We start from the raw sequence: 9,377 nt of genomic DNA on the forward strand, positions 1-9,377 counted from the left end.
GACGACATGACCGCAGATCGCCCTTGGGACAAGGCCGTTGTCATCGGCGGCAGCTACGCGGGACTGGTGACCGCGCGGGTGCTGGCCGACCATTTCGGCGAGGTCGTCCTCGTGGAACGGGATCCCGTCGACGAGGACACCGGCGCGCATCCGGGCGCCCCGCAGGGCTACCACGCCCACGCGCTGCTGGCCAAGGGCGGGGAGATCCTGGAGCGGTTGTTCCCGGGGCTGCGCGAGGAGTTGAGGGCAGCGGGGGCGCCGGTCTTCGACTACGGCGAGGGCATCGACTTCCTGCTGCCCGCCGGGCTCGCCCCCCGGCAGCACACGGGCATCCCGGTCCAGTCCTTCACCCGGGACGAGCTGGAACGCCGGCTGCGCCGCAAGGTGCTCACCCTCCCCGAGGTCACGCTGATGCCGTCCACCTCGTGCACCGGTCTGATCCGGGATTCCTCGGGCCGGGTCAGCGGGGTGACGTGCGAACCCCGGGGCGCCGCCGGACCCGTCGAACTGTCCGCCGACCTGGTCGTCGACGCCTCCGGGCGGTCCAGTTCCCTGACGGACTGGCTGGGGGCGATGGGGATCGCCGTACCGCCCAAGAGGACCGTGAAGGCGAAGGTCACGTACACCTCCATGATCTTCGACCGTCCCGAAGAGAAGCACGACGGCCACCCGGACTTCTACGTCGCCTACCAGATGCCGTTCGCACCCAGCGTGTCCCGGGCCGGGGTCCTGCTCGCCGTCGAGCGCAACCGGTGGACGTGCTCGCTGTGCGGCTTCCACGACCAGCCGCCGACCGACGACAAGGGCTACCTGGCATTCGCCGAGTCCCTGAAGAACCCGCACCTGGCCCAGCAGATCGCCCGGCGCACCGTCCAGGAACCGACCTACCGCTACACCAACGTCGACAACCAGTGGCGGCCCTACCACGCCGTCAAACACTGGCCGGACCGGCTCGTCGCCGTCGGCGACGCCGTCTGCGTCTTCAACCCCGTCTACGGCCAAGGCCTCACGGTCGCCGCGATGGAGGCGGAACTGCTGCAGGGCATGTTGGCCCGCGCCGGCGCGTCCGCCCGACTGGACGGCCTCGCGGGCGACTTCCAGAAGAAGCTCGGCCGCCTGCTGATGGGCCCCTGGACGCTGTCCACCAACTCCGACCTGATGTGGACCCCCTCCGGCCAACCCCTCGCCGCGCGCTTCGCCCACTGGTACAACACACGCCTCTTCCGCGTGGCAGTGAAGGACGCGGCCGTATGGGCGAGGTTCGCCCGCGTGATCAACATGGTGGCCTCACCGGCCCTGCTGTTCCACCCGGCGGTGGCCCTGAAGGTGCTGACGGCCCCGGCGGCCGGGTCCCTCGACATGGAGGGCTCCTGACCAGGTCGCGCTGATACCAGGTGCCTGACTTGCCGCCAAGGTCGGCCGGGTCGGCCGGACCGACCGGGACGAACCCGGCCTTGGTCAGCACCCTCTGGGACGCGGCATTCTCGCGGGCCGTGCCCGCCCTGAGCGTGCGCAGCCCGTACCGCTCCACCGCCAGCCGGCACAGCTCCTGGACGGTCGCGGTCGCCACCCCGTGGCCGGCGACGTGCTGCGCGACCCGGTAGCCGAGTTCCGCGGCGCCTTCCTCGATGTCGACCAGGTTGAACCGGCCGAGCACCGAGCCGTCCTCGGCGACGAGCACATGGAAGGCACAGATGCCCGCCTCCTGCTCGGCCAGCAGGGCCTCGTACCGGTCGCTGAACCGGTCGAAGTAGTCGTCGCCGCGGTCGGAGACCGAGGCGGCGAAATAGGCGCGGTTCGCCAACTCGAACGCCAGGACCGCCGGGGCATGGCCGGCATGCAGCCGTTTCAGCTCGGGCATTGCCCGACCCTACCCGGACCGTGCGTTGAGCCCACCTGGGTTTCCACCGGACCGGAACGCTCAGCGGTAACACGTGGTGACGCCCGGGTGCCAGCGGCAGGCGATCCCGGCGAAGCCGCCGTTGGCGACGACATCGACGCCGAGCGCGTCGCCGCCGCGCAGCACCCGCTGGTCCTGGACGAGCCCGTCGGCGCCGTCCCGGATCGTCTCGACCAGCCACCGTCCGGGCCCCAGGGCCAGCGGTATCTCGGTGGTCCGGGCGGCTACGGCGTACACCCCGCCCAGGAACCAGCGGTCGCCGCCGCGGCGGGCCAGGACGGCCTCCTGGCGTATTGAGTCACTGCCACATGTAGTCACTGCCCTACGCAAGGGCGACCCGGACGATCAGCGGCGCCGCCACCCCCACCACTTCCGCCGCCCCGCCGGGGTCACCCGGTCCCGCGGGTATCCCGTGTGGGTCAGGAACGCCTCGATCACCGATTCCGCCGGCCGGTGCGGCGCAACCGTCTTCAGCAGCGCGTCGTATCCGTCCGGCAACGGCGGTGCCATCAGGGCGACTTCGTCACCGGACCGCAGCCGCAACACCACGGCCCGCCTCCCGTCCGCGTCCCCCGGCACGGCACGCAGACGTGCGTGCAGCACGTCCTGCGAGGGCGCGTACAGCCGTACGTGCGCCAGCAGCACGCCGTCCTTGAACTCCTCCCAGCGGCCGAAGCCGAGTGGCCGCAGCGGTGGCTCCTGCCACGGGCGCAGGGCGTCCAGGTGCTCCAGCAGGCGCCGCAGGAAGTCGCGGATCGCCGGTTCGCCGTGGGGCTGCCAGGACAGGTCGGTCTCCCAGGCCTCCGCGGTGAACGCGGCCGCGATCCCCTCGTACTCCTGCTCGGTGGTGAGGTCGTAGAAGGGCTGCTCCAGGATCATCCGGGCGATCCGCTCGACCTCCTCGTCGCTGAGCTCCTTGCTGAACTGCAGGCAGTAAAGGATCGCGACGACCACCCCGAGATGCATGCGCACAGTATGACCGCGCCACACCGCTGCCGGGACAACGGGGGAGCATGCGTCTTTCGTGCAGACAAACGCACCGTTCGTGCAGGATTCCGCCCGCCCACGGCCGCACACTCGGATGTCAACCAGGCCGTATTTCGAGCGACATGCGGAGGCCGAGCTCCATGCGGACATTCGTCTACACAGCCCATCCCTCGCGGGTGGTCTTCGGTTCCGGCACAGCCGACCGACTGCCCGACGAGGTGAGGCGGCTCGGCGGCTCCCGAGTGCTGCTGCTGTCCAGCCCACCGCTCGCCGAGGCTTCCGGAAGGGTCCGTGAGGCGCTCGGCGCTCTGGTGGCGGCGGAATTCGACGGGGCCGTCATGCACACGCCGGTGGACGTGACCGAGCGGGCACTGTCCGTACTGCGGGAGGCGGGCGCCGACTGCCTCGTGGCCGTCGGCGGCGGTTCCACGACGGGCCTGTCCAAGGCGCTGGCGCTGCGCACGGGCCTGCCGCAGGTGATCGTGCCGACCACGTACGCGGGCTCCGAGGTGACCCCGGTCCTCGGCGAGACACGGGACGGACGCAAGACCACGCAGTCCTCGCCCGCGATCCTGCCCGAGGCCGTCGTCTACGACGTCGACTTCACGCTCTCCCTGCCCCCGGCGATGTCGCTGACCAGCGGCATCAACGCCCTCGCGCACGCCGTGGAGGCCCTGTACTCCGCCGACGCCAACCCCGTCACCGACGGGCTGGCCCTCGACGCGATCTCCCGTATCGCGCGGGCCCTGCCCCGCCTCGCCGCCGACCCGGCCGACCGGGACACCCGGGCCGACCTGCTGCACGCGGCCTGGCTCGCCGGTACCTGCCTGGCCACGGTCGGTATGGGACTGCACCACAAGCTGTGCCACACCCTCGGCGGCAGCTTCGACCTGCCGCACGCCGAGACGCACACCGTCGTCCTGCCGCACGCCATGGCCTACAACGCCCCCGCCGTGCCCGAGGTGATGCGCCGCATCGCCGACGCCCTGGGCGTGGCCGACGCCCCCGGCGGCGTCCACGACCTGGTCGCCTCCCTGGGCGGGCCCACCTCGCTGCGCGACCTCGGCATGCCCGAGTCGGGCCTGGCCCGCGCGGCCGAGCTGGCCACCGCCACGCCGTACCCGAACCCGCGCGAGCTGACCACCGAGGGCATCGCGGACCTGCTGACCGGCGCCTGGCACGGACGCCGACCCGAGGGACCGGCCACCACGCGGACCAAGCTGGCCCGCCTCACCGAACAGGTGGTGGCCAGCTTCGCCCAGGCCCCCGACCCCCGCGTGGGGACCCTGTTGAGCGATCTCGTCAGGCATCTGCACACCTTCGTCGCCGCCAATGACGTCACCGACGACGAATGGCAGTACGCCATCGACTTCCTCACCCGCGCCGGGGAGATCACCGGACCGACCCGTCAGGAGTTCGTGCTGCTGTCGGACACCCTCGGCGTCTCCAGCGCCGTGGACCTGCTCACCAACTCCCGTACACCCACCACCACTCCGTCCGCGGTGCTCGGCCCGTTCTACGTGGCTGGCCCGCCCGAGGCCGCGCACGGCAGCGACATCGCCGCAGGGCTGCCCGGCATCCCGCTCTGGGCGGACGTACGGGTCACCGACACCGACGGCAAGCCGGTCAAGGACGCGGTCGTGGACGTCTGGCAGTCCAACAAGGACGGCTTCTACGACGTCCAACTCCCCGACCTCGACGGGCCGGTGCTGCGCGCCCGGCTGCGCACCGACGCCGACGGACGCCTCACGTTCTGGTCCATCCTGCCCTCGCCGTACCCGATCCCCGAGGACGGGCCGGTCGGGCGGATGCTCGCCGGAGCCGGCCGCCACCCCTACCGGGCGCCCCACCTCCACTTCATGATCGACGCGCCCGGCCACCGCCGGCTCGTCACACAGCTGTTCGTGGCGGGCGCCGACTACCTGGACAGCGACACCGTCTTCGGCGTCAAGGACGAACTCGTCGTCGACTTCACGCCGCACACCGGCCCGACCCCCGACGACCGCACGGTCGAGGGGGAGTGGCGCCGCCTCGACTACACCTTCCGCATCGCCCCCCTGGCCGACTGACCGAGGAGCGTCCGCTCATGACACCCACCGACACGCACGACACGTACGACACCGACGTCCTGGTCGTCGGCAGCGGCCCCGCCGGCGGCTCGGCCGCCCTGCTGCTGGCCACGTACGGCATTCGCACCCTGCTGGTGACGAAGTACGGCTGGCTCGCCAACACCCCGCGGGCGCACATCACCAACCAACGCACGATGGAGGTCCTGCGCGACCTCGGCGTGGAGTCCGAGGCCCTGGCCGTGGGCAGCCCCTCCCACCTGATGGGCGACACGGTGCTGTGCACGGCCCTCACCGGGCACGAGATCGGCCGTATACGCAGCTGGGGAACGGGACCGGCGTCGGCCACCGAGTACGCCTCCAAGAGCCCCTCCCCGATGATCGACCTGCCGCAGACCTACCTGGAACCGATCCTGGTGAGCAACGCGGCGGCCCGCGGCGCCAAGGTCCGCTTCGACACCGAGTTCCTCAGCTTCACCCAGGACGACGACGGCGTCACGGCGCTGCTGCGCGACCGCGTGCGCGGCGACGAGTTCACCGTACGGGCCCGCTATCTGATCGGCGCCGACGGCGGGCGCAGCACGGTCGCCGAGCAGCTCGGCCTGCCCTTCGACGGGCGCATGGCCAAGGCCGGCAGCATGAACATCGTCTTCAAGGCCGACCTGGCCCAGTACTGCGCCCACCGGCCGAGCGTCCTGTACTGGGTGCTGCAGCCCGGCGCGGAGACCGGCGGCATCGGCATGGGCCTGGTCCGCATGGTCCGGCCGTGGAACGAGTGGCTGCTGGTGTGGGGCTACGACATCGAACAGCCGCCGCCGCAGGTGGACGAGGAGGCGGCGCGGCAGATCGTGCGCGACCTCATCGGCGACCCCGAGCTGCCCGTGGAGATCACCTCGACCTCGCTGTGGACGGTCAACCACAGCTACGCCACGACGTATTCGTCCGGCAGGGTCTTCTGCGCCGGCGACGCCGTGCACCGTCATCCGCCGTCCAACGGGCTCGGCTCCAACACCTCCGTGCAGGACTCCTACAACCTCGCCTGGAAGCTCGCCATGGTGATCCGCGGCGAGGCCGGACCGGAGCTGCTGGAGACCTACAGCGCCGAACGCGCCCCCGTGGGACGGCAGATCGTCGAGCGGGCCAACCTCAGCCGCGACCAGTTCGGGCCGATCTTCGACGTCCTGGGCGTTGGCGCCGGCAGCGACGAGGAGGCCATCACCGAGGGACTCGCGGCACTGGGCGCCCGGACGCCCGAGGGCGCCAAGAAGCGACGCCGGCTCGAAGAGGCGGTCCAGCTGAAGAACTACGAGTTCAACGCGCACGGGGTCGAGATGAATCAGCGCTACGTCTCGTCCGCCGTACTGCCCGACGAGGACCTCGCCGAAGAAGTCTGGGACCAGGACCGGGAGTTGCTCCACCGGCCGACGACCCGCCCCGGCGCCAAGCTGCCGCACGCCTGGCTCGTCGACGAGCAGGGAGAGCGCGTGTCCACGCTGGACGTCGTCGGATCCGGCGCGTTCACCGTACTGACCGGCCTGTCCGGCGACGTGTGGGACACCGCCGCGAGCGCCTGCGGTCGGACCCTCGGCGTACCGCTGCGGGTGGTGCGCGTCGGCGAGGACAACTCCCGTGACGCGTACGGCGAATGGAGCCGCGTCTCGGAGATCGCCGAGGACGGGGTGCTGCTGGTGCGCCCGGACGGTCACGTCGCCTGGCGGCGTGCCACCGCCCCCGACACCGCGGCGGCGGCACAGGACGAGTTGCTCGGCGCGCTGCGCCGGGTGCTGGCGCGCTAGGGAGCGTACGGGATGGACAAGGTGGTGGCCACGGCCGAAGAGGCCCTGGCGGACGTGACGGACGGCCGGTCGTTCGCGGTCGGCGGCTTCGGACTGAGCGGCGTCCCCGAGGTCCTCATCGGGGCCCTGTACGACTCCGGCGCGACCGGGCTGAGCGTGGTGTCGAACAACTGCGGCGTCGACGGCCGCGGGCTCGGCATCCTGCTGGCCGCGGGCCGCATCGCCCGGGTCACGGGCTCGTACATCGGGGACAACAAGGAATTCGCCCGCCAGTACCTGGCGGGCGAACTGGAGGTCGAACTGACCCCGCAGGGCACTCTCGCGGAGCGGCTGCGAGCGGGCGGTTGCGGGATCCCGGCCTTCTACACACCGGCCGGTGTCGGTACGCAGGTGGCCGAGGGCGGCCTGCCGTGGCGCTATGCCACCGACGGATCGGTCGCCGTGGCCTCGCCGCCGAAGGAAGAGCGGTCCTTCGGCGGCGTGGACCACATCCTGGAGCACGCCATCACCACGGACTACGCGCTGGTCAGGGCCGCGCGCGGGGACCGGCACGGCAACCTGGTCTTCCATCGCGCGGCTCGCAACTTCAATCCGCTGGCCGCCATGGCCGGGCGCGTCACCGTGGCCGAGGTGGAGGAACTCGTCGAGCCGGGAGTACTCGACCCCGACGAGATCCAGCTGCCGGGGGTGTTCGTCCAGCGCGTCGTGGCGCTGACGCCCCGGCAGGCAGCGGACAAGGGAATCGAGAAGAGAACGGTGCGCGAGCGATGAGCTGGAGCAAGGACGAGATGGCGGCACGCGCCGCGAGCGAACTGCGCGACGGCGACTACGTCAACCTCGGCATCGGCCTGCCCACCCGCGTGGCCGGCTTCGTGCCGCCGGGCGTCGACGTGGTCGTGCACTCGGAGAACGGACTGCTGGGCGTGGGGCCCTACCCGTGGCCCGACGAGGTCGACGCCGACCTCATCAACGCGGGCAAGGAGACCGTGACCGTACGCCCCGGGGCGTCGTTCTTCGACTCCTCGCTGTCCTTCGGCATGATCCGCGGCGGCCACATCGACATCGCCCTCCTGGGCGCCCTTCAGGTCTCGGTCCACGGCGACCTGGCCAACTGGGCCGTCCCCGGAAAGATGATCAAGGGGATGGGCGGCGCCATGGACCTCGTGCACGGCGCCCGCCGGGTCGTCGTCCTGATGGAGCACACGGCGAAGGACGGCAGTCCCAAGATCGTGGAGGAGTGCACGCTGCCCCTCACGGGCCGCGGCTGCGTGCACCGCATCATCACCGACCTCTGCGTCCTCGACGTCACCCCGCACGGGCTCGAACTCGTCGAGACCGCACCGGGCGTGACGCCCGAGGAGGTCGCGTCCCTCACCCCCCTGACCGTCCATCACTAGCCTGCCGGAGTCCGCCATGATCGAGCGACCGCGAGACGTGTACGTCGTCGACGCCGTCCGTACCCCCTTCGGCCGTTACGGCGGTCCCCTCGCCGGCACCCGCCCCGACGACCTCGCCGCCGGTGTGCTGCGCGGCCTCCTGGACCGCAGCCCCGGCCTGGACCCGGCACGCATCGACGACGTACTGCTCGGCAACGCCAACGGAGCGGGCGAGGAGAACCGAGACGTGGCCCGCATGGCCGTGCTGCTCGCCGGGCTCCCGGTCAGCGTGCCCGGCGCCACCGTGAACCGCCTGTGCGGATCCGGCATGGAAGCCGTCGTCCAGGCCGCGCGCGCCATCGCGCTCGGCGACGCCTCCATCGCGGTGGCGGGCGGCGTCGAGTCCATGAGCCGCGCGCCCTGGGTGCTGCCCAAGCCGGACCGGGCCTTCCCGGCCAAGGACCAGCAGTTGTACTCGACGACGCTCGGCTGGCGCATGGTGAACCCGCGGATGCCGGAGGAGTGGACGATTCCGCTGGGCGAGAGCGCGGAACTGGTCGGTGCCAAGTACGGCGTCACCCGTGAGGCCCAGGACGCCTTCGCGCTCGCCAGCCACCGCAACGCCGCCGCCGCCTGGCGCGACGGCGCCTACGACGGGGAGGTCGTCCCGGTCGAGGGCGTGGACCTGCCGCGCGACGAGGGCATCCGCGACAACACCTCCCTGGAGGCCCTCGCCCGGCTCAGGCCGGCCTTCGTCACGGACGGCACGATCACGGCCGGCAACGCCTCGCCGCTCAACGACGGCGCGGCCGCGCTGCTGCTCGCCGACGAAGAGGGACTGGCGGCGATCGGGCGCGAGCCCCTGGCCCGGGTGCGGGCGGCGGCGGTGACGGGCATCGAACCGCAGTACTTCGGCCTCGGCCCGGTCGACGCCATCCGCAAGGTGCTCGACAAGGCGGCGGTCGCACCCGCCGACCTGCACACGATCGAGCTCAACGAGGCCTACGCGGCGCAGGTGCTGGGGTGTCTGGCGGCGCTGCCGGAGCTGGACCCGTCCCGGGTCAACCCGCGCGGCGGCGCGATCGCGATCGGCCACCCGCTGGGCGCGTCGGGCGCCCGCATCACCGGAGCGGTCGCACACCAGCTGGCCACGGCGGGCAGCGGAACGGGCCTGGCGGCCCTGTGCATCGGTGTGGGCCAGGGCCTGGCGCTGATCCTGGAACGCTGAGCTGGCCGGCTCGCCTCGGCGGCG

General features: G+C 71.9%; 8 protein-coding genes and 1 pseudogene. 6 read left to right on the forward strand and 3 right to left on the reverse strand.

Annotated features, from left to right (window positions below):
* Positions 1–6: 6 nt before the first annotated feature.
* Entirely contained in the window at positions 7–1,374 is a 1,368-nt protein-coding gene (locus IPZ69_RS35285; RefSeq protein WP_235458771.1) for an FAD-dependent oxidoreductase, read from the forward strand.
* Here IPZ69_RS35285 and IPZ69_RS35290 read toward each other — a convergent pair.
* From IPZ69_RS35290 to IPZ69_RS35300, 3 genes and pseudogenes are all read right to left on the reverse strand, one after another.
* Entirely contained in the window at positions 1,274–1,861 is a 588-nt protein-coding gene (locus IPZ69_RS35290; RefSeq protein ID WP_235458772.1) for a GNAT family N-acetyltransferase, read from the reverse strand. The genes IPZ69_RS35285 and IPZ69_RS35290 overlap by 101 nt on opposite strands.
* 60 nt (positions 1,862–1,921) lie before the next feature.
* Positions 1,922–2,188: pseudogene (locus tag IPZ69_RS35295) on the reverse strand (glycoside hydrolase family 97 C-terminal domain-containing protein); the annotation flags it as partial.
* A 57-nt stretch (positions 2,189–2,245) separates the two neighbouring features.
* Entirely contained in the window at positions 2,246–2,866 is a 621-nt protein-coding gene (locus IPZ69_RS35300; protein ID WP_235458773.1) for a hypothetical protein, read from the reverse strand.
* Positions 2,867–3,027: 161 nt separating this feature from the next.
* Here IPZ69_RS35300 and IPZ69_RS35305 point away from each other — a divergent pair, with 161 nt between their 5' ends.
* Genes IPZ69_RS35305 through IPZ69_RS35325 form a run of 5 tightly spaced genes read left to right on the forward strand, consistent with a single transcriptional unit; the run spans position 3,028 to position 9,353 of the window.
* On the forward strand, positions 3,028–4,956 hold the full coding sequence (locus IPZ69_RS35305) for a maleylacetate reductase and hydroxyquinol 1,2-dioxygenase domain-containing protein (RefSeq protein WP_235458774.1): 1,929 nt from the start codon (positions 3,028–3,030) through the stop codon (positions 4,954–4,956).
* A 17-nt stretch (positions 4,957–4,973) separates the two neighbouring features.
* The gene (locus tag IPZ69_RS35310) at positions 4,974–6,749 is read left to right on the forward strand and encodes an FAD-dependent oxidoreductase (protein ID WP_235458775.1); all 1,776 of its coding nucleotides are present in this window, start codon (positions 4,974–4,976) and stop codon (positions 6,747–6,749) included.
* 12 nt (positions 6,750–6,761) lie between these two features.
* Positions 6,762–7,520 carry a CoA transferase subunit A gene (locus tag IPZ69_RS35315; protein WP_235458776.1) on the forward strand — a complete coding sequence of 253 codons (759 nt, stop codon included), beginning with the start codon at positions 6,762–6,764 and terminating at the stop codon, positions 7,518–7,520.
* Positions 7,517–8,146 (forward strand): CoA transferase subunit B, encoded by a 630-nt coding sequence (locus tag IPZ69_RS35320; protein ID WP_235458777.1) that lies wholly within the window; start codon positions 7,517–7,519, stop codon positions 8,144–8,146. Before IPZ69_RS35315 ends, IPZ69_RS35320 begins: the two co-directional genes overlap by 4 nt.
* 16 nt (positions 8,147–8,162) lie before the next feature.
* Entirely contained in the window at positions 8,163–9,353 is a 1,191-nt protein-coding gene (locus IPZ69_RS35325; protein WP_235458778.1) for a thiolase family protein, read from the forward strand.
* Positions 9,354–9,377: the final 24 nt, after the last annotated feature.

The organism is Streptomyces olivochromogenes (genome assembly GCF_021538895.1).
Lineage (GTDB): Bacteria > Actinomycetota > Actinomycetes > Streptomycetales > Streptomycetaceae > Streptomyces > Streptomyces olivochromogenes_A.

Coding starts and splice junctions, on each gene's coding strand:
- IPZ69_RS35285 (WP_235458771.1), top strand. CDS start 7: ATGACCGCAGATCGCCCTTGGGACAAGGCCGTTGTCATCGGCGGCAGC.
- IPZ69_RS35290 (WP_235458772.1), bottom strand. CDS start 1,861: ATGCCCGAGCTGAAACGGCTGCATGCCGGCCATGCCCCGGCGGTCCTG.
- IPZ69_RS35300 (WP_235458773.1), bottom strand. CDS start 2,866: ATGCATCTCGGGGTGGTCGTCGCGATCCTTTACTGCCTGCAGTTCAGC.
- IPZ69_RS35305 (WP_235458774.1), top strand. CDS start 3,028: ATGCGGACATTCGTCTACACAGCCCATCCCTCGCGGGTGGTCTTCGGT.
- IPZ69_RS35310 (WP_235458775.1), top strand. CDS start 4,974: ATGACACCCACCGACACGCACGACACGTACGACACCGACGTCCTGGTC.
- IPZ69_RS35315 (WP_235458776.1), top strand. CDS start 6,762: ATGGACAAGGTGGTGGCCACGGCCGAAGAGGCCCTGGCGGACGTGACG.
- IPZ69_RS35320 (WP_235458777.1), top strand. CDS start 7,517: ATGAGCTGGAGCAAGGACGAGATGGCGGCACGCGCCGCGAGCGAACTG.
- IPZ69_RS35325 (WP_235458778.1), top strand. CDS start 8,163: ATGATCGAGCGACCGCGAGACGTGTACGTCGTCGACGCCGTCCGTACC.